At 70.7% G+C, this 22887-nt stretch carries 19 protein-coding genes; 13 read left to right on the top strand and 6 right to left on the bottom strand.

What is annotated here, in order from left to right; translation table 11 throughout:
- Positions 1-32 precede the first annotated feature (32 nt).
- The 3 genes from DBP14_RS10550 to DBP14_RS10540 form a co-directional block, all read right to left on the bottom strand.
- Entirely contained in the window at positions 33-1013 is a 981-nt protein-coding gene (locus tag DBP14_RS10550) for an ABC transporter permease (RefSeq protein ID WP_129306867.1), read from the bottom strand.
- Positions 1014-1112: 99 nt separating this feature from the next.
- Complete coding sequence (locus DBP14_RS10545) at positions 1113-2867, bottom strand: ABC transporter substrate-binding protein (protein WP_129306865.1); 1755 nt, start codon at positions 2865-2867, stop codon at positions 1113-1115.
- Positions 2868-2946: 79 nt separating this feature from the next.
- The gene (locus DBP14_RS10540; protein WP_206739248.1) at positions 2947-3975 is read right to left on the bottom strand and encodes an ABC transporter permease; all 1029 of its coding nucleotides are present in this window, start codon (positions 3973-3975) and stop codon (positions 2947-2949) included.
- Between the two features lie 505 nt (positions 3976-4480).
- On the opposite strand from DBP14_RS10540, the gene DBP14_RS10535 reads away from it, so the two are divergent.
- Genes DBP14_RS10535 through DBP14_RS10515 form a run of 5 tightly spaced genes read left to right on the top strand, consistent with a single transcriptional unit; the run spans position 4481 to position 10129 of the window.
- The gene (locus DBP14_RS10535) at positions 4481-6118 is read left to right on the top strand and encodes an ABC transporter substrate-binding protein (RefSeq protein ID WP_129306863.1); all 1638 of its coding nucleotides are present in this window, start codon (positions 4481-4483) and stop codon (positions 6116-6118) included.
- Between the two features lie 6 nt (positions 6119-6124).
- A complete protein-coding gene (locus DBP14_RS10530) occupies positions 6125-7051 on the top strand; it encodes an ABC transporter permease (RefSeq protein ID WP_129306861.1) in 927 nt (308 codons plus the stop codon).
- Positions 7044-8024, top strand: a complete 981-nt coding sequence (locus DBP14_RS10525; RefSeq protein WP_129306859.1) for an ABC transporter permease — start codon at positions 7044-7046, stop codon at positions 8022-8024. The genes DBP14_RS10530 and DBP14_RS10525 overlap by 8 nt, the downstream gene beginning before the upstream one ends.
- A 7-nt stretch (positions 8025-8031) precedes the next feature.
- Positions 8032-9015 carry an ABC transporter ATP-binding protein gene (locus tag DBP14_RS10520; protein WP_129306857.1) on the top strand — a complete coding sequence of 328 codons (984 nt, stop codon included), beginning with the start codon at positions 8032-8034 and terminating at the stop codon, positions 9013-9015.
- Positions 8999-10129 carry a dipeptide ABC transporter ATP-binding protein gene (locus DBP14_RS10515; RefSeq protein ID WP_129306855.1) on the top strand — a complete coding sequence of 377 codons (1131 nt, stop codon included), beginning with the start codon at positions 8999-9001 and terminating at the stop codon, positions 10127-10129. Before DBP14_RS10520 ends, DBP14_RS10515 begins: the two co-directional genes overlap by 17 nt.
- A 195-nt stretch (positions 10130-10324) precedes the next feature.
- Here DBP14_RS10515 and DBP14_RS10510 read toward each other — a convergent pair whose 3' ends face one another.
- On the bottom strand, positions 10325-12478 hold the full coding sequence (locus DBP14_RS10510) for a prolyl oligopeptidase family serine peptidase (RefSeq protein ID WP_129306853.1): 2154 nt from the start codon (positions 12476-12478) through the stop codon (positions 10325-10327).
- A 212-nt stretch (positions 12479-12690) separates the two neighbouring features.
- Between DBP14_RS10510 and DBP14_RS10505 the strand changes: the two genes are divergently transcribed.
- The 8 genes from DBP14_RS10505 to DBP14_RS10465 all read left to right on the top strand — a co-directional run bounded on the left by DBP14_RS10505 (position 12691) and on the right by DBP14_RS10465 (position 20612).
- Positions 12691-12885 carry a hypothetical protein gene (locus DBP14_RS10505; RefSeq protein ID WP_129306851.1) on the top strand — a complete coding sequence of 65 codons (195 nt, stop codon included), beginning with the start codon at positions 12691-12693 and terminating at the stop codon, positions 12883-12885.
- A 55-nt stretch (positions 12886-12940) separates the two neighbouring features.
- Positions 12941-13876, top strand: coding sequence for an N-acetyl-1-D-myo-inositol-2-amino-2-deoxy-alpha-D-glucopyranoside deacetylase (gene mshB, locus DBP14_RS10500; protein ID WP_129306849.1), 936 nt, complete (start codon positions 12941-12943; stop codon positions 13874-13876).
- Positions 13873-14289: a DUF6113 family protein gene (locus DBP14_RS10495; protein ID WP_129306847.1), complete on the top strand. Its 417-nt coding sequence runs from the start codon at positions 13873-13875 to the stop codon at positions 14287-14289. Before mshB ends, DBP14_RS10495 begins: the two co-directional genes overlap by 4 nt.
- Before the next feature lie 185 nt (positions 14290-14474).
- The gene (locus DBP14_RS10485; protein ID WP_206739247.1) at positions 14475-16904 is read left to right on the top strand and encodes a hypothetical protein; all 2430 of its coding nucleotides are present in this window, start codon (positions 14475-14477) and stop codon (positions 16902-16904) included.
- 231 nt (positions 16905-17135) lie between these two features.
- Positions 17136-18065, top strand: a complete 930-nt coding sequence (locus DBP14_RS10480) for an ABC transporter ATP-binding protein (RefSeq protein WP_129306843.1) — start codon at positions 17136-17138, stop codon at positions 18063-18065.
- Positions 18062-18802: an ABC transporter permease gene (locus DBP14_RS10475; protein ID WP_129306841.1), complete on the top strand. Its 741-nt coding sequence runs from the start codon at positions 18062-18064 to the stop codon at positions 18800-18802. The genes DBP14_RS10480 and DBP14_RS10475 overlap by 4 nt, the downstream gene beginning before the upstream one ends.
- Before the next feature lie 5 nt (positions 18803-18807).
- Entirely contained in the window at positions 18808-20001 is a 1194-nt protein-coding gene (locus tag DBP14_RS10470) for a histidine kinase (RefSeq protein ID WP_129311781.1), read from the top strand.
- Positions 19998-20612, top strand: a complete 615-nt coding sequence (locus tag DBP14_RS10465; protein WP_129306839.1) for a response regulator transcription factor — start codon at positions 19998-20000, stop codon at positions 20610-20612. Before DBP14_RS10470 ends, DBP14_RS10465 begins: the two co-directional genes overlap by 4 nt.
- Positions 20613-20754: 142 nt before the next feature.
- Here the strand turns inward: DBP14_RS10465 and DBP14_RS10460 are convergent, their stop codons facing one another.
- Together DBP14_RS10460 and DBP14_RS10455 are read right to left on the bottom strand one after the other, a co-directional pair.
- Positions 20755-21621: a transglutaminase-like domain-containing protein gene (locus tag DBP14_RS10460; protein ID WP_129306837.1), complete on the bottom strand. Its 867-nt coding sequence runs from the start codon at positions 21619-21621 to the stop codon at positions 20755-20757.
- 29 nt (positions 21622-21650) lie between these two features.
- The gene (locus DBP14_RS10455; RefSeq protein ID WP_129306834.1) at positions 21651-22775 is read right to left on the bottom strand and encodes a GNAT family N-acetyltransferase; all 1125 of its coding nucleotides are present in this window, start codon (positions 22773-22775) and stop codon (positions 21651-21653) included.
- Positions 22776-22887 lie beyond the last annotated feature (112 nt).

Raw genomic sequence — 22887 nt, 5'->3', positions numbered from 1 at the left:
GGGTGATGCGAGGGTCGGGGGTGGGGCGGAGGTCAGGCGAGCCGGATCCGCGGGTCGATGAGGGCGTAGACGGCGTCGATCACGATGTTGCTGATCACGATCGCGCCGGCGGACAGCACGGTCACGCCGAGCACCATGGGCAGGTCGGACTTGTCCACGGACTCGATGGTGAGCCGGCCCACGCCCTGCAGGCTGAAGACGGTCTCGGTGATGATCGCGCCGCCGATGAGCACCGCGAGATCGAGGCCGAAGATGGTGACGATCGGGCCCATCGCACCGCGCCAGGCGAACCGGAAGAACACGTTCCGCCTGGGCAGGCCCTTGGCGCGGGCCGTGCGGACGTAGTCCTCGGTCATCGACTCGACCATCTGGGAGCGCGTCATACGCGTGTAGTTGGCGGTGAAGATCAGGGCCAGCACCAGCCAGGGCACGAGGAGACCGGAGGCCCATTCGAGCGGGTTGTCGGTCAGCGGCGTGTACGACGGGTTGCTGAGCAGGTTCCACTTCGCGACGAGCAGGTACATCGCGATGTAACCGACGAAGTAGATCTGCATCGAGGACGCGATCAGCGACGCCGAGCTGGCCAGCTTGTCCTGCCACTTGCCCTGCTTCACGGCGGCGAGCATGCCCGCGCCGATACCGAAGACCAGGAAGACCACGGCCGCGCCGAAGGCGAGGGAGAGGGTCAGCGGGAGCCGGTCCAGGATGGTGCCGAGGACGGGCTGGCGGTTGGCGAACGAGTATCCGAGGCACGGCGCGCTGCAGTCACCGAAGTCCCCGTAGCTGCGCCCGACGAAGATGCCCTTCAGCCAGTACCAGTACTGGACCGGGACCGGATGGTCGATGCCCAGGTTGTGCCGGACCCTGGCGAGCATGTCGGGCGTGCAGTTCTTGCCGCAGGACATGATGGCCGGGTCACGCGGGATGGCGTAGAACAGCCAGAAGACGACAGCGCTGATGATCAGCAGGATGACCAGCGCGCCGAGCACTCGGCGGACAAGGAAGCGGAGCATGAGGGCGTGACTTTCCGGACGGGGCGCCGTCGCCGGGGGTGAGGGGAGTGGGCCGGAGGGGGCGGCCAGGTCATGGCCGCCCCCAGGGGTACAGCTGGGTTACTTCATCGCGTACATCTTGCAGAGCGCGACACAGGTGTTGGCGCTGTCGTAGACGACGTGGCCGACCTTGGAGCCGTGCATCCAGTTACGGATGGAGTGGTAGTCCGGGACGCAGGCCGCCAGCTCCATGATCTGGCGGTCGATGTCGCCCCAGGCCTTGTTGGCCTTCTCCGGGTCCGTGATCTTCGAGGCCGCGTCGATCGCCTTGTTGACGCTGGTGTTGTTGAGCTGCGACCAGTTGGTGCCGCCCTCCATGACCTGGCTGCCGTCCCAGCACGGGAAGAAGACCGAGTAACCGGCCGGCCAGTCCGGGCTCCAGCCGGCGGCGAACATGTCGTAGCCGTTGTCCAGGTGGCTGATCTGCGTGTAGAAGGTCGTCTTGTCGACCTGCTTGTTGACCACCTTGAAGCCGGCGGCCTCAAGGGAGTTCTTGATCTGGACGGCCTGCTTGACCGAGTTGTCGGACTGCTGGTAGGCGAGGACCAGCTTCTGGCCGAGCTTGCCGGCCTCCTTCAGCAGGGCCTTGGCCTTGGCGGGGTCGCCGCCCGGCTTCTTGGTCTTGCCGTAGAGGTCGAAGTCCTGGTAGCCGGGCGTGGCCGGGCTGAGGATCGTGGTGGCGATCTCGCTGGTGGCGCGGCCACCGCGGATCGTCTGCAGCTCCTGCGACGGCCAGGCGTAGTTGATGGCCTGGCGGACCTTGACGTCCTTGATCCGGGTCGTGTTGATCGCCCAGTAGTAGGTGACCGGGTCGACCGCGGTGACGACGCGCTCCTTGAGCTTCGCGTTGGTGAGGACCTGGGCGGTGCGCTCGGCCGCGACCTCGTTGAAGATCGTCATCGCGTACTGGTCGTTGCCGCGGTCCGCGATGAAGCGGTCCGTGGAGGCGACGGGCTGGAAGCCGAACTGGAAGATGTACTTGTCCGGGTACGCGTTGCGCATCGAGTCCGTCTTGGGGTCCCAGTGCGGGTTGCGCACGTAGGTGAGGGACTTGCCGATCTTGCGGTCGCCGATCATGTACGGGCCGCACGCCATCGGGCGCTTGTCGTACTTCTCCTTGGTGTCGTGCTTCTTCGGCACCAGGGCGTAACCACGCATGGCGAGGGTGAAGTTGAAGTCACCGCGCGCCTGGTTGAGGTGGAAGGTGACGGTGTTGCCCGAGATCTCGATGGACTTCAGGTGCTTGCCGTCGTAGGGGCCCTTGTAACCCTTGCCGCCCACGAGGAAGTTCTGGACGTAGCGCGGGCCCTGGGTGATGAAGGACGCGAAGAGGCGCTCGAAGGTGTGGCGCACGTCGTCCATCGTGATGTCGGCGCCGTCCTCCCACTTGAGGCCGTCCTTCAGGGTGAAGGACCAGGTCTTGCCGCCGTCCTTCATGGTGCCGGCGTCGGTGGCGAGGTCGCCGACGAGGATGGCGCCGCCCTTGTCGTCGATCTTGTAGCCGGTCAGACCGCGCAGGATCGGGACGGTGATGGCGGACTCGGTCGAGGAGTAGATCTGGGCCGGGTCCAGGTGGTCCATGTCCTGCTGGTCGAGCGACCACAGCGTGCCGCCCTTGACGGCGCCCTCGACCTCGGGGGCCGGACCGGTGGAGTCGGCCTTGGTGCCGACGTCGATCTTGGTGGTCTTGGTCTTGCCGACCGAGGGGGCGCTGTCCTTGGACGAGCTGCCGCCACCGCCGCAGGCGGTGAGCACGCTGGTGGAGGCCGCGGCGACACCGGTGGCGATCAGGAAGTTTCTACGGGAAAAAGACATGCTTGAGCCTGCCTAGAAGGTTGGTCGGAACTTGACTGGACCAGCCGGGTGTCACCGCCCCGTGCCGGGTGGAACTGCGTTACCGCTTGGACTTCGGGTCGAGCGCGTCGCGCACCGAGTCGCCGAGCAGGTTGAAGGCCAGTACGAAGATCACCATCGAGATGCCCGGGAAGAGCATGAAGGTGATGTCCTGGCTGTAGAACTGGGCACCTCGGCCGATCATCACGCCCCAGTCGGGGGTCGGGTCGATCATGCCGACGCCGAGGAAGGCCAGACCCGCTTCCGCAGTCACGTAAAGCGGGACCATCAGGGTGGACTGGATGAGGATCGGCGTCCACAGATTGGGCAGCAGTTCCTTGAAGACGATGCGCATCGGAGACGCACCCGTGACCTTCGCCGCCTCCACGAACTCGCGTTCACGCAGGCCGAGTACCTGACCGCGCAGCAGGCGCGCGAGGGAGGCCCAGCCGAAGAAGGCCATGACGATGATCAGGGAGGCGGCGCGCAGGGAGGTCGGGATGTCGTCGTCCGGCGCGACCCAGATGCTGTACACGACCGGCATGAAGGCGATGTAGAAGAGCGTCGACGGGAACGACAGCAGGATGTCGATGATCCGGCCGACGATGTAGTCCGTCTTGCCGCCCAGGTAACCGACCGTGATGCCGATCACGACACCGGCGACCGTGGTGAGGATGGCGGCGGCGAGGGCGATGCCCAGGGAGTTCCGGATCGCGTACAGCAGGAACGTGAAGACGTCCCGGCCGAGCTGGGGCTCGATGCCGAACCAGAAGTCGCTGCTCATGCCGCCGTTCGGCCCCGCGGGGTACGAGAAGGCGTCGAGCAGGCTCGGGTCCTGGCTCGCGTAGGTGGTGTACGGGTTCTTGCCGTACAGCTTGGCTATGAGCGGCGCCGCGATCGCGATCACGAAGAAGAAGATCACGACACAGGCGGATATGACGCCTGCTCGGTCGCGCTTGAAGCGCTTCCAGGCGAGACGCCCGGGTGAACGTCCCTCGCTGCCCTTCGAATCGCCGGAAGTGGTCGACTTCAGGACGGACTCGTCGGACACGTCGAGGGAGACAGCCGCAGATGGAGTTGGGAGGGTCATGGTGCTCCTGGCCCAAGGGAGGGTCTGATGACTCCGCAGGGCACTCCCCTACGGGCTACGCCGGACTTTTTCAACGCAATTCATTCAAGGTCAATAAATTCTCGGTCGCCTTGGTTGCGTCTTTACCTTTTTTGCTCGGGCTTGACCGTTCCGTAGTGGGGCAGGTAGCGCGATGTAACCAAACTGTGCTTCACATCGGACCAAATGGACAATCCCGGCAAGGAGTTCGATATGCGGACGCCGATGTGTCGAAATGCGTACACGAGCGCGCCGGAATCCAACGTTTCGGCATCGTTGCCCGGAGATCCATTGCGCCCCGGTCTCAAGATCACCAAAGACGTCCCAAGATCGTGCCCGCGTTCGGGTGAGTCATCCCCTGGGGCCGCCCCGGCGTCCCCCTAAAGGCCGTACGAGGACCCCCTCAAGGGGGCGCCGCGCGTGCGATGTGCACCTTATGGGTTGATATTGACCGGTAACGGTTCGGTGATCACGGAGGAGGCACGCCATGCGGGGAATCACGCACGCCCGATGGGCCGCCGGTGCGGTGGCGGTCGCGCTCGCCGCGACGGGCTGCGGGGGCGGTTCGAGCGACAGCGGCGGCGGGAGCGGCAGCGGCGGCGGGGTGCTCAGCTCCTCCTGGGGCGACCCGCAGAACCCGCTGGAGCCGGCCAACACCAACGAGGTGCAGGGCGGCAAGGTGCTCGACATGATCTTCCGCGGGCTGGTGCGGTACAACCCGAAGACCGCCAAGGCCGAGAACATGATCGCCCAGTCCATCGACACCAAGGACTCGCAGAACTTCACCATCAAGCTCAAGGACGGCTGGACCTTCTCCAACGGGGAGAAGGTGACCGCCCGCTCCTTCGTGGACGCCTGGAACTACGGCGCGAGCCTGAAGAACAACCAGAAGAACGCGTACTTCTTCGGCTACATCGACGGCTACGACAAGGTGCACCCCGAGAGCGGCAAGCAGAGCGCCGACACCCTGTCCGGCCTGAAGGTCGTCGACGACCACACCTTCACCGTCAAGCTCAACCAGAAGTTCTCCGGCTTCCCCGTCACCCTCGGCTACGCGGCCTTCGCCCCGCTGCCCCAGGCGTTCTTCACCGACCACGCGGCCTGGCTGAACAAGCCGGTCGGCGACGGGCCCTACACGATCGAGTCCTACACCAAGGGCTCGCAGATGCAGCTGAAGAAGTGGACCGGCTACAAGGGCCCGGACGCCGCCCAGAACGGCGGCGTGACCCTGAAGGTCTACACCGACAACAACACCGCCTACACCGACCTCATGGCCGGCAACCTCGACCTCGTCGACGACATCCCCGCCTCCCAGCTGAAGAACGTCAAGAGCGACCTCGGCGACCGCTACATCAACACCCCGGCCGGCATCATCCAGACCCTCGCCTTCCCCTTCTACGACAAGGACTGGAACTCCTCCGGGGCCCAGAAGGTGCGCACCGGCCTGTCCATGGCCATCAACCGCAAGCAGATCACCGAGACGATCTTCAACAACACCCGCACCCCCGCCACCGACTGGACCTCACCGGTCCTCGGCTCGGCCGGCGGCTACAAGTCCGGCCTGTGCGGCAAGGCCTGCGACTACGACCCGGCCGAGGCCAAGAAGCTCATCAAGGAGGGCGGCGGGCTCCCCGGCGGCCAGGTCAAGATCTCGTACAACGCGGACACCGGCTCGCACCGCGACTGGGTCAACGCCGTCTGCAACTCCATCAACAACGTGCTCGGCAACGGCAAGGCCTGCGTCGGCAACCCGATCGGCACCTTCGCCGACTTCCGCAACCAGATCGGGCAGCACAAGATGACCGGCCCGTTCCGGGCGGGCTGGCAGATGGACTACCCGCTCATCCAGGACTTCCTGCAGCCGCTCTACTACACCGACGCCTCCTCCAACGACGGCAAGTGGTCCAACAAGCAGTTCGACCAGCTCGTCGACCAGGCCAACGCCGAGACGGACCTCCCCAAGGCCGTCTCCACCTTCCAGCAGGCCGAGGGAGTCGTCCGGGACAACATGGCAGCCATCCCGCTCTGGTACCAGAACGGCAGCGCGGGCTACTCCCAGCGGCTGTCCAACGTGGCGCTCAACCCGTTCAGCGTCCCGGTCTACGACGAGATCAAGGTCAGCTGACCCGCCATGGGACGCTATGTCGTCCGGCGACTGCTCCAGATGATCCCGGTGTTCATCGGGTCCACCCTGCTGATCTTCCTCATGGTCAACGTGATGGGCGACCCCATCGCCGGACTGTGCGGGGAGCGGCAGTGCGACCCGGCGACCGCCGCCCAGCTGAAGCACCAGTTCGGCCTCGACCAGCCCGTCTTCCCCCAGCAGTACCTCACCTACATGGGGAACGTGTTCACCGGTGACTTCGGTACGGCGTTCAACGGGCAGAAGGTCACCGAGCTGATGGGAACGGCGTTCCCCGTCACCATCCGGCTGACCATCGTGGCGATCATCTTCGAGATCGTCATCGGCATCGCCCTCGGTGTCGTCACCGGTCTGCGCCGAGGCCGGCCCGTCGACACGGGCGTACTGCTGACCACCCTCGTCGTGATCTCCGTCCCCACGTTCGTCACCGGTCTGCTGCTCCAGCTGCTGCTCGGCGTCGAGTGGGGCTGGATCAGCCCCTCGGTGTCCCCGGAGGCCACCTTCGACGAGCTGATCCTGCCCGGCCTCGTCCTGGCCTCCGTCTCGCTCGCCTACGTCACCCGGCTGACCCGGACCTCCATCGCGGAGAACCGGCGCTCCGACTACGTCCGCACCGCCATCGCCAAGGGCCTGCCCCGGCGCCGGGTCATCACCCGGCACCTGCTGCGCAACTCCCTCATCCCCGTCGTCACCTTCATCGGCACCGACATCGGCGCGCTGATGGGCGGCGCGATCGTCACCGAGAGGATCTTCAACATCCACGGCGTCGGCTACCAGCTCTACCAGGGCATCCTGCGGCAGAACAGCCAGACCGTGGTGGGCTTCGTGACCGTCCTCGTGCTGGTCTTCCTGGTCGCCAACCTGCTCGTGGACCTCCTGTACGCCGTACTCGACCCGAGGATCCGCTATGCCTGAGCAGCCGTACGAGCCCGAGCGCGCCATCGCGGGCACCGGCATGGGCGGCGCGATGGACCTCGGCGCGAGCGAGGCCGTCACGCTTGAGAAGACTCCCGGAGGACCGGAGGGCACCGGCCCGGCCGAGAAGCCCCGGTCGCTGTGGTCCGACGCCTGGCGGGACCTCAGGCGCAACCCCGTCTTCCTGATCTCCGCCCTCGTCATCCTCTTCCTGGTCTTCATCTCCCTGTGGCCCTCGGCCATCACCTCCGGCAGCCCCCTCACGTGTGACCTCGCCAAGGCCCAGCAGGGCTCCCAGCCGGGCCATCCGTTCGGCTTCGACGGCCAGGGCTGCGACGTCTACACCCGGACCGTGTACGGCGCCCGGGCGTCCGTCGCGGTGGGCGTGTGCAGCACCCTCGGCGTGGCGATCCTCGGGTCCGTGCTCGGCGGGCTCGCCGGATACGTCGGCGGCATCTGGGACTCGGTGCTGTCCCGGATCACCGACATCTTCTTCGCCATCCCGGTCGTCCTCGGCGGACTCGTCCTGCTGTCCGTCGTCACCAGCAACACGGTCTGGCCGGTCGTCGGCTTCATCGTCCTGCTCGGCTGGCCGCAGATCTCCCGCATCGCCCGCGGCTCCGTCATCACCGCCAAACAGAACGACTACGTCCAGGCCGCCCGCGCCCTCGGCGCCTCCAACACCCGCATCCTGCTGCGGCACATCGCCCCGAACGCCGTCGCCCCCGTCATCGTCGTCGCGACCATCGCGCTGGGCACCTACATCGCCCTGGAGGCGACCCTGTCCTACCTCGGCGTCGGCCTCAAACCGCCCAGCGTCTCCTGGGGCATCGACATCTCCGCCGCCTCCCCCTACATCCGCAACGCGCCGCACGCCCTGCTGTGGCCGGCCGGCGCGCTCGCGATCACCGTCCTGGCCTTCATCATGCTCGGCGACGCGGTGCGCGACGCCCTCGACCCGAAGCTGAGGTGAGAGCGCCATGCTGCTCGACGTCCGCGACCTGCACGTGGAGTTCCGCACCCGGGACGGCGTCGCCCACGCCGTCAACGGCGTGTCGTACGCCGTCGACGCGGGGGAGACCCTCGCGGTGCTCGGCGAGTCCGGCTCGGGGAAGTCCGTCACCGCGCAGGCCGTGATGGGCATCCTCGACATGCCGCCGGGACGGATCACCGGCGGGGAGATCCTCTTCCAGGGCAAGGACCTGCTGAAGATGAAGGGGGAGGAGCGGCGGAAGGTCCGGGGCGCCGGAATGGCGATGATCTTCCAGGACGCGCTGTCGTCCCTCAACCCCGTGCTCTCCGTCGGCGAGCAGCTCGGCGAGATGTTCACCGTCCACCGCGGCCTGTCGAAGAAGGACGCGCGGGCCAAGGCCGTCGAGCTGATGGACCGGGTGCGCATCCCGGCCGCCGCCCAGCGGGTCCGCGACTACCCCCACCAGTTCTCCGGCGGCATGCGCCAGCGCATCATGATCGCCATGGCGCTGGCCCTGGAGCCCGCCCTCATCATCGCCGACGAGCCCACCACCGCCCTCGACGTCACCGTCCAGGCCCAGGTCATGGACCTGCTCGCGGAGTTGCAGCGCGAGTACCACATGGGGCTCATCCTCATCACCCACGACCTCGGCGTCGTCGCCGACGTCGCCGACCGGATCGCGGTCATGTACGCGGGGAAGATCGTCGAGTCGGCCCCCGTCCTCGACATCTACAAGAGCCCCGCTCACCCCTACACCCGCGGCCTGCTGGACTCCATCCCGCGCCTCGACCAGAAGGGCCAGGAACTGTACGCCATCAAGGGACTGCCGCCGAACCTCATGCACATCCCGCCCGGCTGCGCCTTCCACCCCCGCTGCCCGATGGCCCAGGACGTGTGCCGCACCGACGTACCCCCGCTGTACGAGGTGTCCGGCGACCGCGGCAGCGCCTGCCACTTCTGGAGGGAGTGCCTGCATGACGTCGACCGGTGAGCCCGTCCTGGAGGTCAGCGGCCTCGTCAAGCACTACCCGCTCACCCAGGGCATCCTGTTCAAGAAGCAGGTCGGCGCGGTCAAGGCGGTCGACGGCGTCGACTTCACCCTCGGCCGCGGCGAGACCCTCGGCATCGTCGGCGAGTCCGGCTGCGGCAAGTCCACGGTCGCCAAGATGCTCTGCCACCTGGAGCGGCCCACGGCCGGCGCCATCCGGTTCAAGGGCGAGGACGTCACCAAGCTGTCCGGCCGCGCCCTGAAGGCCGTGCGCCGCAACGTCCAGATGGTCTTCCAGGACCCCTACACCTCCCTCAACCCCCGCATGACCGTGGGCGACATCATCGGGGAGCCGTACGACATCCACCCCGAGGTCGCGCCCAAGGGCGACCGGCGGCGCCGGGTCCAGGAACTGCTCGACGTGGTCGGCCTCAACCCGGAGTACGTCAACCGCTACCCGCACCAGTTCTCCGGCGGCCAGCGCCAGCGCATCGGCATCGCGCGCGGACTGGCCCTGCGCCCCGAGGTGATCGTCGCCGACGAGCCGGTCTCCGCCCTGGACGTCTCCGTGCAGGCCCAGGTGATCAACCTGCTGGACCGGCTGCAGTCGGACTTCGACCTCTCCTACGTCTTCATCGCGCACGACCTCTCGATCGTCCGGCACATCTCCGACCGGGTCGGCGTCATGTACCTGGGCCGCATCGTGGAGATCGGCCGCGACGCCGAGATCTACGACCATCCCACGCACCCTTACACCCAGGCGCTGCTCTCCGCGGTGCCCGTCCCCGACCCCGAGGCCCGCGAACACCGGGAGCGGATCATCCTCACGGGTGACGTGCCGTCGCCGACGAACATCCCGTCCGGGTGCCGTTTCCGTACCCGCTGCTGGAAGGCGCGGGAGCGGTGCGCGGAGGAGGTGCCGCTGCTGGCCGTGCCGGAGGCGTTCCAGGGCGCGAGCGGTCCGGCCGTCCATCCCTCGGCCTGCCACTTCGCCGAGGAGAAACGGGTGGTGCCGCCGGAGGAGGCGACACAGCCCCCGCCCGACGCCTCGGGCGACGACCGGCCGCGGGAGCCGGGCAAAGGATCGACGGCGTGGACGGGTGACGGGGTGGAGTGAGACCGGCGAAGGGGCGGAGTGAGGCGGGGCCGAAGTGAGACGGCTTCGCCGTACGGCTGCGGACCGGGGTGGCGTGGTGCCGCCCCGGCCCGCTCGCTACGGCATCCGCACCAGCCGTACGCCCGTCAGCCTTTCCGGTCCGTATATCGGTACGGCGTCGGGCGCGTTGCCCGCGTGTTAACCGGCCTGCCCCGTCTAACCGGCCTGCCCCGTCGGCGCGTTCAGGGACAGCGAGCGCCTGAGGAAGTCCAGCTGCAGCCGCAGCAGGTTCTCCGCGACCGTCTCCTGCGGGGTCATGTGGGTCACCCCGGACAGCGGCAGCACCTCGTGCGGGCGGCCGGCGGCCAGCAGGGCGGAGGACAGCCGCAGGGAGTGCGCGACGACCACGTTGTCGTCGGCCAGCCCGTGGATGATCATCATCGGCCGGTGCGGCTCGGCCGCGTCGACCAGACCCGCGTCGTCGATGACGGAGTTGCGCCGGTAGACCTCCGGCTGCTCGTCCGGGTGCCCGAGGTAACGCTCCTTGTAGTGCGTGTCGTACAGGCGCATGTCCGTGACCGGTGCGCCGACCACCGCCGCGTGGAAGACGTCCGGGCGGCGCAGTGCCGCCAGCGCCGCCAGATAGCCGCCGAAGGACCAGCCCCGGATCGCCACCCGGCCGAGGTCCAGCGGGAAGTCACCGGCGAGCGAGTGGAGGGCGTCGACCTGGTCCTGGAGGGCCACCGCGGCCACCTCGTCCCGGACCGCCTTCTCCCAGGCGGGGGAGTGGCCGGGAGTGCCCCGGCCGTCGGCGACGACCACGGCGAAGCCCTGGTCGGCGAACCACTGCGAGGTCAGGTGGGGGTTGTGCGCGGCCACCACCCGCTGGCCGTGCGGGCCGCCGTAGGGATCCATCAGGACCGGGAGGGGCGTGTCACCGGAGTAGTCCGTAGGCATAAGCACGGCGCACGGAATTTTGCGTGCGCCCCCACGAGTGAGCGTCACGCGGGGGGACATACCGGGATCTTCGGCGTACGACCGGACAGTCGCCGTCAGTTTTCCGTCACGCAGCACCTGGACACGGGCGCCCGGACTGTCCAGTACCGAGGACACCAGCACGGTCACGCCCCCGGCGCGCACCGCCGAGTGCACACCGGGCTCCTGCGACACGCGCTCCACGCCCAGCTCGTTCACCCGGTACACATGGATCTCACCCGTCTCGGGGGACTGCGCCTCCTCACCCGCGGACGCCGACACCAGTACGTCGTCGGCGGTCACGTCCAGCACCGCCCGGATGTGCAACTGCGGGCCGGTCAGCGGACGTTCGCCCACCGCCAGACGGCGCGCACCGCCCTCGTCCGCGATCCGCACGAGCTGCCCGGACGGGCTCCAGCACGGCACCCCGGGGAACAGTTCCAGCCAAACCGGATCTTCGTCGGCGTGCACCATCCGGGTCGCGCCCGACTCCGGGTCCACCGCCAGGAACACCTGGCCGCGCTGGTCCCGGGACTGCACCAGGAGCAGCGGCGCACCCGCCCCCGACCAGTGCACACGCGCCAGGTACGGGTAGCGCGCCCGGTCCCACGCGACCTCCGTGCGCTCCCCGCCGAGGCCCAGCACGAACAGCCGTACCTCCGCGTTGTCCGTGCCCGCCGCGGGGTACGCGACCAGGTTCGGCTCCCGGCCGGGATGGGCCGGGTCCGCGATCCACCACCGGTTCACCGGCGTGTCGTCGACGCGCGCCACCAGCAGCCGGTCCGACTCCGGCGCCCACCAGAAGCCCCGCGCGCGCCCCATCTCCTCGGCCGCGACGAACTCGGCGAGACCGTAGGTGACGTTGTCCGATTCCGGCTCCGCCAGCGCCCGGTCGCCCTCGCCGCCGGCCTCCACCACACGCAGCGCACCACCGGAGACGTACGCGACGTGCCGTCCGTCCGGTGCCGGACGCGGGTCGATCACCGGTCCGGGGACCCGCAGTTCGCGGGTCGCACCGGCCTCGGCGCCGGCGCGCAGATCGGCAGTGAACAGCCGCCCGGACAGGGCGAAGGCCGCCGACTCCACGGCCGCGTCGGTGGCGTAGCCGACGATGCCGGCGCCCCCCTCGCGACTGCGCTCCCGGCGTGCCCGTTCCTCGGGCGAGAGCTGTTCGGCGGCACCCCCGAGCAGGGCGCCGGGGTCGGCCGCCACCCGCTCCGGGCCGTCCGGAAGGTCCAGAACCCACAGGCAGTTGGCCCGGTCGGTGCCGGAGGGGGAGCGCAGGAACGTGACACGTGAACCGTCGGGCGCCACGGTGAACGCGCGCGGCGCGCCGAGCGTGAACCGCTGGGTGCGGGCGTGTCGACGGGGGAAGGAGTCAGCCTCGGTCGTCATGCCTCGACCATATTGGCCATGCGCCCCCTTGTGCGGCCGTGCGCCGAGCGATGCGCGAGCACGGATAGTTATGATCACTACCGCTGAGTGGGTATGAACCTGCTGGCATCCGCATGGCTTTGCCTTGCCGGTCCACAACCACGACACAACCGAGACGCAACCCCCGTGTGCGTACCCGCCCTCGTCCCCGGGAACTTTGGAGGTGAGCCGCCGTGGCACTCTCGATTTCGGCGGTGGTGCTGCTGGCGATCGTCGTCTTCCTGCTCATCAAGAAGTCAGGGCTGAAGGGCGGCCACGCGGTGGTCTGCATGCTGCTCGGGTTCTACCTCGCCTCCTCGACCGTCGCGCCCACGATCACCGACCTGACCACGAACGTGGCCAGCATGATCGGCAGCATCAAGTTCTGACCGTGCCCGCCCCCGGGTGCGCGGCGCTGTCGGTCCCGCCTCGTAGGCTGGGCCCATGACGGAACTCCCAGCTCGCCGTCTGCTCCTGGTGCACGCGCACCCGGACGACGAGTCGATCAACAACGGCGCGACGATGGCCAAGTACGCGGCCGAGGGTGCCCACGTGACCCTGGTCACCTGCACGCTCGGTGAGCGCGGCGAGGTCATCCCGCCCCGGCTGCGGCACCTCGCCGGTGCCGCGCTGGGCGCGCACCGCCGCGGCGAGCTGGCCGCCGCCGCCCGCGAGCTGGGCGTGACGGACGTCCGGCACCTCGGCGGCCCGGGCCGCTACCGCGACTCCGGAATGATGGGCATCGCCGACAATGACGACCCGGACTGCTTCTGGCAGGCCGACGTCGACGAGGCCGCCGGACACCTCGTCGAGGTGATCCTGGAGACCCGCCCCCAGGTCCTCGTCACCTACGACGACAACGGCGGCTACGGCCACCCCGACCACATCCAGGCCCACCGCGTCGCACTGCGGGCCGTCGAACTGGCCGCCGAGGCCGGCCACCGGATCGACAAGGTGTACGTCAACCGCGTGCCGCGCTCCGTCGCCGAGTCCGCCTTCGCCCGTCTCCGGGACGAGCTGCCCGCCCTGCCGTTCGAGAAGAGCGCCGCCGTGGACGACGTACCCGGAGTCGTGGACGACGCGAGGATCACCACCGCGGTCGACGGCACCGCGCACGCGGACGCCAAGGCGGCGGCGATGCGCGCCCACGCCACCCAGATCACCGTGGCCGGACGGTACTTCGTGCTCTCCAACGAGCTGGCTCAGCCCCTGTTCACCACCGAGTACTACGAGTTGGTCCGCGGCGAGGCGGCCGGAGCCGACGAGACCGACCTGTTCGGGGGCCTCGGCACGGACGCCGACGCCGTCACCGGCACCGCGGCCCACACCGGCACCGCGGCCCCCAGCATCACCGGCACCGCCACCGAGGAGGCGTCATGAGTACGGCAGGCCGCGGACCGCTGATGGCCCAGCCGCTGAAGCCCCCCTCCGCCGGCCGGGCCGCCGCCTACACGGGACTGTTCCTGCTCGGCGCGGTCGTCGCCCTCGCCGGGGCCCTGGTGCAGGCCGCCTGGCTCCCCGGCGGGCTGCTGCTGGCCCTCGCCGGTGCCACTGGACTCTTCCTCGGCGGGGCGTACGCGACCGGGCGCCGCGCCGGGGCGGTCGCGCCGGTGGCGGGCTGGATCATCGCCGCGCTTCTGCTCGTCGCCTCCCGGCCCGAGGGGGACTTCCTGTACGGGGCGGGGATCAGCTCCTACCTGTTCCTGCTCGGCGGCATGACCTCGGCTGTGATCTGCGCCACCCTTGCTCCGGTGGGGCGGCCCGGGGCCGGCCCTGCCCGACTTGGCAAGTGACGTACCACTTCGCCGGGACCCGGTGCCCCGGCAGACAACAGCCGTACCGCTCAGGTGCGAGTCCGGTGTGGGTTTCCGCATCGGTCCCGGGATACCCGGCAGACGCGGCCAGTATGGTGGTGCGCGCCGCCGAGGTGCCCGCGTGAGGTCGTGACGGGCGGCGGAGCCAACCGGGAGAACCTGCCTTGAGTCGTGAAACTGACACTCCGTCCTCCGGGCCCAACGGGCGCGGCGGAGCCGCATACCCCTCCGGCACCCCGCCGTACGGGACCCCCATGGCTTCCGGCGACGGTTCGGACGCGGGCCCTTCGCCCGCGCAGCCGGAGGAACGCAAGACCGAGACGACGCTGACGACCCGGATCCGGATCAACATCCCCGGGTCCCGGCCGATTCCTCCGGTCGTCGTGCGCAAGCCCATGGGGGACACCGAAGGCGCCGCCGCCGTCGACGCCGGCGCCGACCCGCGTCCTCAGACCCCGGCCCCCGCGCCCGCCGCCGCTCCCGAGGTTCCCGACGAGCCCGCGGCGCCGGCCGAGGAACGGGCCAGCGACTGGTTCGCGCCCCGCAAGTCCGGTGCGAACAGGGGCGGTCAGGGCGGAAGCGGTACGAACGGGGCAGGGATGCCCGGTGGTTCGGCCGCGGGATCCGGCACGACCGGCACGTCGGGCGCCTCGGGGGCGCCCGGCTCACCGGGTACGGCGGGCCCCGCCTCCGCTCCCACGGCCGGCGGCACCGGAGCACGCCCCGGCGGCGGCCGTCCCGGTGGCGTGGTCGGCTCCATGAGCGTGCCGGGCACCTCCCGCCCGGGCGGCACGAACGGCCCGGGGCTGCCCGGCGCCACCGGTGGCCCCGTGGCCCCGGGGCACGGCGGCGGCACCGGCTCCTTCGACGTGACCGAGGCACTGAACGCGGGACCGCTGGGCGGCTCCCGCCCCGGCGCGAGCGGCGCCGACGAGCCGCGCCGCGACGACCTGCCGTACTTCGCCGAGAACGGCGGCCAGAACGGCGGCACCGGCCGCGGGGACGGTCCGGGCCTGCCCGGCGCCCCGTCCGGCACCGCGGGCTTCGGCGGTGCCGGTGGACCCGGTGTGCCGGGTGGCGGCGCGGGCGGTCCCGGCGGGCGCAGCGGCTTCAACGGCCCGAACGGACTGGGCGGTTCCGGCGGCCCGCAGGGCCCCACGGGCCCGACCAGCGGCCCGGTCACCGGCGACGGCCCCGTCATCCCGCCCGTCGGCGGCCGGGGCGGCCTCGGCGACATCGACCTGCGGTCCGGCGAGTCCTTCACCGACACGGGTGGTTTCGACGTCCCCTCCGGCTTCGACACCCCGTCCGGCTTCGACGCCCCGTCCGGCTCCGGCGCGTACGACGCCCCCGGCGCGGCGAACGGCATGGGCGCCCACGGCGGCCCGTTCGCCCCCGGTGCCGCGCTCAGCGACGACACCGCGATCCTCACGCCGCAGAAGCCGGCCCCGGACGGCACCCCCGGCTACGGCTCTCCGGCGGACAACGTCTCCGGGCACACCGTCACCAGCGGCATCCCGGTCGTCCCGTCCGCCGGCAACTCCCCGTTCCGCCCGGGCGCCCGCGCCGAGGGCCAGGGCCCGCACACCGCGCCCAAGCTGCCCGAGCCGGTCGCGCCGCCCAAGGCGGCGGCCAAGCCGCAGAAGAAGAAGGGCCGCAGCAAGCTCGTCCTGCTCTGCGTCGGCGTGGTGGTCCTCGCGAGCGGTGCCTACGGCGCCGGGCTGCTGATGAACCACACCGACGTGCCCAAGGGCACGACCGTCCTCGGCGTCGACATCGGCGGCGGCACCCGCGACGACGCGGTCAAGAAGCTCGACGACGCCTTCGGCAGCCGGGTCAACAAGCCGCTGAAGCTGTCCGTGGGCGGCAAGACCGTCTCCCTCACCCCGGAGAACGCGGGTCTGCAGTTCGACTTCCAGGCCACGGTCGGCAAGGCCGCGACCAACGATTACAACCCGGTCTCCGTGATCGGCAACCTCTTCGGGCAGCAGCGGACCGTCGAGCCGGTCATGCCGGTCGACGAGGAGAAGCTCCAGGTCGCGCTCCAGCAGGCGGGCGGCGGCTCGGGCTCCGTCACCGAGGGCGGCATCGAGTTCAAGTCGGGCCAGGCCGTCGCCGTCTACGGCAAGGCCGGCAAGGCCATCGACGCGGCCCAGTCGACCCGGGCGGTCGAACAGGCGTACCGCACGCAGGTGGAGACGGGCACGGTGACCCCGGTGACCGTCCCAACGACCACCAGGCAGCCGACGGTCTCCAAGGCCGAGGTCGACCGCGAGATGAAGGCGTTCGCCGAGCCGGCCATGTCGGGGACAGTGACCGTGCAGACGGACGCGGCGCACTCGGTGCGGATGAGCCCGCAGAAGTCCCTGTGGAAGTTCCTCAGGGTGGCGGCCACGCCCGACGGCAAGCTGACCGACAAGCCCGACCTGAACGCGCTCCAGCAGTTGTACGGCCACGCGTTCGACAACGTGCTGATCACGCGGGCGAGCGGCAAGAAGACGGCTGTGACGCCGCAGGACGTGTACGTGGCGCTGCGGCAGGCGCTGGTCAGCAAGACGAACAGGGTGGCGGTTATCAGTACGACGCCCAACTAGGGGGCGCTGCGTGGTCGGTCGGCTGCGGGCCGGTGGGTGCTGATCGCGCAGTTCCCCGCGCCCCTTACGGGGCTCGGCGGCAGCGCCCTGAAAGGGGCGCGGGGAACTGCGCGACAAGCCACGACGCACCCGCAGATGACAGACTCGGCCCGCGCACCATGACATTCGTCATCCCGCACTCAGGACCCCCGACACTGCACACCCGCAGAGCTCAGCGGCCAGCATTACCCCATGACAACGACAGCCGTACCCGACACCGCCACCGCCGTGGTCGGGTTCGACCAGGTGACCAAGACGTACGGCGACGTACGGGCCGTGGACGGGCTCTCCCTCCGCCTGCACCCCGGTGAGACCGTCGCCCTGCTCGGCCCGAACGGCGCCGGCAAGTCCACCACGCTGGACCTGCTGCTCGGTCTCAAGCAGGCCGACAGCGGCACGGTCGAGGTGTTCGGCACCAGCCCGCGGGACGCCATCGTCCGCGGCCACGTCGGCGCCATGCTGCAGAGCGGCGGCCTGATGGACGAGGTCACGGTCGAGGAGCTGGTGAAGCTGGCCTGCGCCCTGCACCCGAAGCCGTACCGGGCCGCCGACGTGATGGCCCGCGCGGGCGTCACCCAGATCGCCGACCGCAAGGTCAACAAGCTGTCCGGCGGTCAGGCCCAGCGCGTCCGCTTCGCCCTCGCCACCGCCGGCGACAGCGACCTGATCGTGCTGGACGAGCCGACCACCGGCATGGACGTCAGCGCCCGCCAGGCGTTCTGGGCCACCATGCGGGAACAGGCCGACCAGGGCCGTACGGTCCTCTTCGCCACCCACTACCTCGAAGAGGCCGACGCCATCGCCGACCGGGTGCTCGTGCTGCACCGGGGCCGGCTCCTCGCCGACGGCACCGCCGCCGAGATCAAGGCCAAGGCCGGCGCCCGCCGGGTCTCCTTCGACCTGGAGGGCACCATCGACCACGCCGCCCTGCGCAACCTGCCCTTCCTCACCTCACTCGACGTCTCCGGCCAGACCGTCCGCATCCAGTCCTCCGACGCCGACGCCACCGTCCACGCCCTGTACGGCTCCGGTGTCTACCCCCGCAACCTCGAAGTCGCCGGCCTCGGCCTGGAGCAGGCCTTCGTCGCCATCACGGAGGCCGAGGAGGCCAAGCAGTCATGAACAGTCTGATCAAGCTCGAACTCGCCCGCGCCCTGCGCAACCGCAAGTTCCTGTTCTTCTCGGTCCTCTACCCCTCGATCCTGTTCCTGATCTTCAGCGGCAGCGCCGGCACGAGCGAGAAGGTCGACGGCACCGGGCTGACCGTCGCCACCTACCTGATGGTCTCCATGGCCTCCTTCGGCGCCCTGACCGCCGTGCTGATGGGCAACAGCGAGCGCATCGCCAAGGAGCGCGAGAGCGGCTGGGTACGGCAGCTGCGGCTGACCTCCCTGCCCGGGCGCGGCTACGTCCTCGCCAAGACGGCCAGCGCCGCCGTGGTGAGCCTGCCGTCCATCGTCTTCGTGTTCATCGTCGCCGCCGCCGTGAAGGACGTACGCCTCGCCGCCTGGCAGTGGCTCGCGCTCACCGGGGTCATCTGGGCGGGCAGCCTCGTCTTCGCCGCGCTCGGCGTCGCCATCGGCTACCTCGCCTCCGGGGACGCGGTCCGGCCCATCACGATGATCATCTACTTCGGTCTGTCGCTGCTCGGCGGCCTGTGGATGCCGTCCACGAACTTCCCGCAGTGGCTGCAGGACATCGCGAAGTGGCTGCCCAGTCACGCGTACGCTTCCCTCGGGCGGGCGGTCGAGCAGAGCCAGTCGCCGAGCGCCCAGGACATCGCCGTCCTCGCCGTCTCCTTCGTCCTCTTCGCGGGCGGCGCGGCCTGGCTGTACCGGAAGGACACGCTGAAGGCGTGAGCACCATGACGGAAGACCCGCGCACCGGCACCCACCGGCCGGAACACCGGATGTGGGTGGGCCAGCCGCCCCGCAACCGGCGCGACCTGCTGATCAAACTGCTGTGGATCGGCGTCTGGCTGGTCTTCCTCAGCTCTCCCCTCCAGGACCTGATCAGCGGCGACCACGGCACCGGCGCCACCGTCGCCGGCTCGGTCGGCCTGACCGCGTTCGTCGGCTTCTACCTGACGCTTGTGTTCCGCAACATGGGCCGGCCGTTCTCCGCCCGCGCCGTGATCGTCCTGCTCGCGGTCCTCTGCGTCCTCGCCGTCGTCCTGGCCGGCACACTCGGCACCCCCTGGCTCGGACTCTTCGTCTACCTCTCGGTCGCCTGCGGGGCCACCCTGCCCCTGCGGGCCGCCTACTGGGCCATCCCCGCCTCGGCGGCCCTGATGTACCTGGTCGGCCTGTACGCCGGGGAGGACCAGGCGGTCGGCCTGGTCGTGCTCGTACTGCTCATCGGGTTCGCGATGACCGGCATCCGCCAGCTGGTGCGGACGACCGTCGAACTGCGCGAGGCCCGGGCCACCGTCGCCCAGCTCGCCGCCAACGAGGAGCGGCTGCGCCTCGCCCGCGACCTGCACGACCTGCTCGGCCACTCGCTGTCCCTGATCACGCTGAAGAGCGAGCTGGCCGGCCGGATGCTGCCCGGCGATCCGGCGAAGGCGGCCCAGCAGGTCGCGGACATCGAGCAGGTCAGCCGCCAGGCGCTGGTCGACGTCCGCGAGGCCGTCACCGGCTACCGGCGCCCCCGCCTCGCCGCCGAACTCGCCGGGACCAGGGTCGCGCTCACCGCGGCCGGGGTCACCGCCGAGGTGCCCGCCGAACCCGACCTCACCGGCGTCGGCGAGGACGCCGAGTCCGCGCTCGCCTGGGCGCTGCGCGAGGCGGTCACCAACGTGGTCCGGCACAGCGGCGCCGACCGGTGCGTCGTACAGCTCCTGCACCGCCAGACCCTCGACGGCCCCCACCTCGAACTCAGCGTCGAGGACAACGGATCCGGCGGTTCCGGCAAGGGCCCCGGCAACGGCCTGACCGGCCTCGCCGAGCGCCTGGAGAAGGCCGGCGGCACGCTGGAGGCGGGCCGGGCCAGGCGCGGATTCCGGCTGGTCGCCCGCGTCCCTACGGCCACCTCGGTGGACGTAGGATCCGGGGCATGACGAGCGCGATCAAGCTTCTCCTCGCCGAGGACCAGTCGATGGTCCGCGAGGCCCTGGCCGCCCTGCTCGGCCTGGAGGACGACATCGAGGTCGTCGCCCAGGTCGCGCGGGGCGACCAGGTGCTCGCGGCCGTCGGCGAACACGGCGTGGACGTCGCCCTGCTCGACATCGAGATGCCCGGCTGCACCGGCATCGAGGCGGCGGCCCAAGTGCACCGCGCGTTCCCGCACGTCAAGCTCGTCGTCCTCACGACCTTCGGGCGCCCCGGCTACCTGCGCAGCGCCATGGAGGCCGGCGCCGACGCCTTCCTCGTCAAGGACGCCCCCGCCGCCCAGCTCGCCGAGGCCGTCCGCAAGGTCCTCGCCGGGGAACGGGTCATCGACCCCACCCTCGCCGCGGCGGCCCTCGCCGAGGGCGCCAACCCCCTCACCGACCGCGAGCGCGAGGTCCTCCGCGCGGCGGCCGACGGCTCCACCAACGCGGAACTCGCCGCCGCCCTCCACCTCTCCCAGGGCACGGTCCGCAACTACCTCTCCACGGCCATCCAGAAACTCGCCGTACGCAACAGGGCGGAGGCGGTACGGATAGCGCGGGAGAAGGGCTGGCTGTGAGACGGCTCCCGGTGCCAGTGAGAACGGCGGTCAGTGGGCACGGCTCCCGGTAGGAGCGGTGCCCGGTGTGAGCGGCACCCTGCGGGAACGGCGCCCGGTGAGAGCGGCCGTCAGTGAGAACGGCTCCTGCTGAGAAGCGCTCCTAGTTGAGCAGGGCCCGTGCCTCGCGCGCCTGGGCCCGGGCGCGCTCCTCGGTGTGGGGGTCGACCACCCCGACCAGCTCGGCGTACGCCTCCAGCTCCGCCGCCCCCGCGACGAACTCGCCGCGCTGCACGAGCAGCTGACCCCGCTCGTAACGCAGCCGGGCCGGGTGCGCCGGCAGCAGCAGGCCCAACTCGACGGCCAGCAGCGCGACGTCCGACCGCTCGGGCCGGGCCGAAGCCCACGCCCGCATGTTGTTGAGCACCCGCTGGACCACCTGCAACGGCGTCGTGGGCACCAGCATGGACGGCTCCAGCGGCGTCCCCGTCGCCCCGGCCACCAGGACCTCGGCGTCCGGCCCGCTCAGCACCCGCCCGCCCTCGAACGGATCGGCCAGCACCTGCTCCTCCGGCGGCCCGAAACCGACCACGAAGTGACCCGGCAGCGCCACCCCGTGCACCGGCGCGCCCGCCCTGCGGGCCACCTCCAGCCACACCACCGACAGCAGGATCGGCAGCCCGCGCCGGCGTCGCAGCACCTCGTGCAGCAGGGAGGACTCCAGCCGCTGGTAGTCCGCCGGGGACCCGCCGAAGTCGTACCGCGTGCCCAGCAGCCGCCGTACCGCCTCCGCCCACGCGCGCGGGCCGCCCGGCCGGTACGGCAGCTGTCCGGCCAGCTCGTCCAGCTCCAGCTGCGCGGCGTCGAGGCCGGCGTCGTCGAGCGAGCCGTCCGCCGCCGCGCCGATCAGCAGGCACAGGGCGGAGAGGTCGGGCCGCTCGGAGCGCGCCTCCTCGCCGAACCTCCGCCGCACCTCGGCGGCCCGCTCGGGACCGGGCGGGTACGGGGGCGGCAGGTACGGATGGCCCATGCCAGGCTCATGCCCTTCCACGAGGCTTCCTAGCTCCCCGTGCCGGAGGGTTCCGGCGCCCGGTAGTGGTGGTAGCTGTGGTGCCGCGTGAAACCCAGACCTGCGTACAGCCCCCGGGCCGCCTCGTTGTCCCGTTCGACCTGCAGCCAGGCCGCCGAGGCACCCTCCTCCAGGGCCCGCCCGGCCAGGGCCGCCATCACCCGGGTCGCCAGCCCCTCACGGCGCCGCACAGGATCCACCTCGATCGCGGCGAAGCCCGCCCAACGGCCGTCCACCACACACCGCCCGATCGCCGCGGGAGCGGCACCGGCCGGGGCCGCGGGGAACGGAGCCGCACCGGCCGGGGCCGCGGGGTCCGGAGCCGTACCTGCCGGGGCCGCGGGGTCCGGAGCCTCACCCGCCGCCCCGGGCACCTGCGCGAACCACACCGACGGCCCACCGGCCAGCACATGCCGAGCCGCCGCCTCGACCACCTCTCCGCCCCGGTACAGCGCGAGCCACGCCTCGTCGGCCTCCCGCGACAGCATGACGCGGGCAGCCGCACGCGGACCCGCGTCTTCCGCCCGGTCGGCGAGCGGGGCCAGCGCGCCGATCCACACCTCGGTGGTCACCTCGCGCACCCATCCGCGCCGCTCCAGCTCCGCGCAGAGCAGCTCCTGCGTGCCCTCGGCACCCGTGGCCGCCTGCACGTACGCGGGCAGGCCGCGCTCGCCGTACCAGCGTCGTACGACCCCCAGCGCCTCGTCGAGCGGCGTCCCGGGGTCACCGAGCGGCAGCACACTGTTGGCCCGCCGCGTGTGCCCGCCGGCAGCCCGCAGCTCCCACTCGCCCAGCCGCTCGCTCTCCACCGGCGGCCAGCCGCGCGCGGTGACCCGGGCCAGCTCCGGGTAGCTCGCCGCCGGACCGCGGCGACGCGCCGGGGCGGCCGGCACGACTTTGCCCGCGACCACCGCGGATTCCGCGATCCGGACACCCGCGCCGTCCCGACGTGTGATCATGAGCACGCCGTCGTCCCATGATGTGAGAACACCCACCGTGTCGGTGAACTTCTCAGCCCCGCCCCCAAGTTCGGTCAAACGCCGCACCGAGACTCGTTTCCCCACGTCAGCAGGGGTGATACGGACCTCAAGTCGTCCTGTCGCCGAGATTTCCACTGGTCAGTTCACCCCTCCTGTTCGGATCATGCCCCGGAACGGAGATACTAGGGGCGGGCATCGACGACGCCGCGCTCCCGCGCGCCAGGCGGCGGAGCCTGAGGAGGCCCGC

Origin of the sequence: Streptomyces sp. L2 (assembly GCF_004124325.1) — a bacterium.
Taxonomy (GTDB): Bacteria; Actinomycetota; Actinomycetes; order Streptomycetales; family Streptomycetaceae; genus Streptomyces.
The sequence above is the reverse complement of the archived record's forward strand: the minus strand, read 5'-3'. Positions and strand labels throughout refer to the sequence as shown.

Coding starts and splice junctions, on each gene's coding strand:
- DBP14_RS10550 (WP_129306867.1), bottom strand. CDS start 1,013: ATGCTCCGCTTCCTTGTCCGCCGAGTGCTCGGCGCGCTGGTCATCCTG.
- DBP14_RS10545 (WP_129306865.1), bottom strand. CDS start 2,867: ATGTCTTTTTCCCGTAGAAACTTCCTGATCGCCACCGGTGTCGCCGCG.
- DBP14_RS10540 (WP_206739248.1), bottom strand. CDS start 3,975: ATGACCCTCCCAACTCCATCTGCGGCTGTCTCCCTCGACGTGTCCGAC.
- DBP14_RS10535 (WP_129306863.1), top strand. CDS start 4,481: ATGCGGGGAATCACGCACGCCCGATGGGCCGCCGGTGCGGTGGCGGTC.
- DBP14_RS10530 (WP_129306861.1), top strand. CDS start 6,125: ATGGGACGCTATGTCGTCCGGCGACTGCTCCAGATGATCCCGGTGTTC.
- DBP14_RS10525 (WP_129306859.1), top strand. CDS start 7,044: ATGCCTGAGCAGCCGTACGAGCCCGAGCGCGCCATCGCGGGCACCGGC.
- DBP14_RS10520 (WP_129306857.1), top strand. CDS start 8,032: ATGCTGCTCGACGTCCGCGACCTGCACGTGGAGTTCCGCACCCGGGAC.
- DBP14_RS10515 (WP_129306855.1), top strand. CDS start 8,999: ATGACGTCGACCGGTGAGCCCGTCCTGGAGGTCAGCGGCCTCGTCAAG.
- DBP14_RS10510 (WP_129306853.1), bottom strand. CDS start 12,478: ATGACGACCGAGGCTGACTCCTTCCCCCGTCGACACGCCCGCACCCAG.
- mshB (WP_129306849.1), top strand. CDS start 12,941: ATGACGGAACTCCCAGCTCGCCGTCTGCTCCTGGTGCACGCGCACCCG.
- DBP14_RS10495 (WP_129306847.1), top strand. CDS start 13,873: ATGAGTACGGCAGGCCGCGGACCGCTGATGGCCCAGCCGCTGAAGCCC.
- DBP14_RS10480 (WP_129306843.1), top strand. CDS start 17,136: ATGACAACGACAGCCGTACCCGACACCGCCACCGCCGTGGTCGGGTTC.
- DBP14_RS10475 (WP_129306841.1), top strand. CDS start 18,062: ATGAACAGTCTGATCAAGCTCGAACTCGCCCGCGCCCTGCGCAACCGC.
- DBP14_RS10470 (WP_129311781.1), top strand. CDS start 18,808: ATGACGGAAGACCCGCGCACCGGCACCCACCGGCCGGAACACCGGATG.
- DBP14_RS10465 (WP_129306839.1), top strand. CDS start 19,998: ATGACGAGCGCGATCAAGCTTCTCCTCGCCGAGGACCAGTCGATGGTC.
- DBP14_RS10460 (WP_129306837.1), bottom strand. CDS start 21,621: ATGGGCCATCCGTACCTGCCGCCCCCGTACCCGCCCGGTCCCGAGCGG.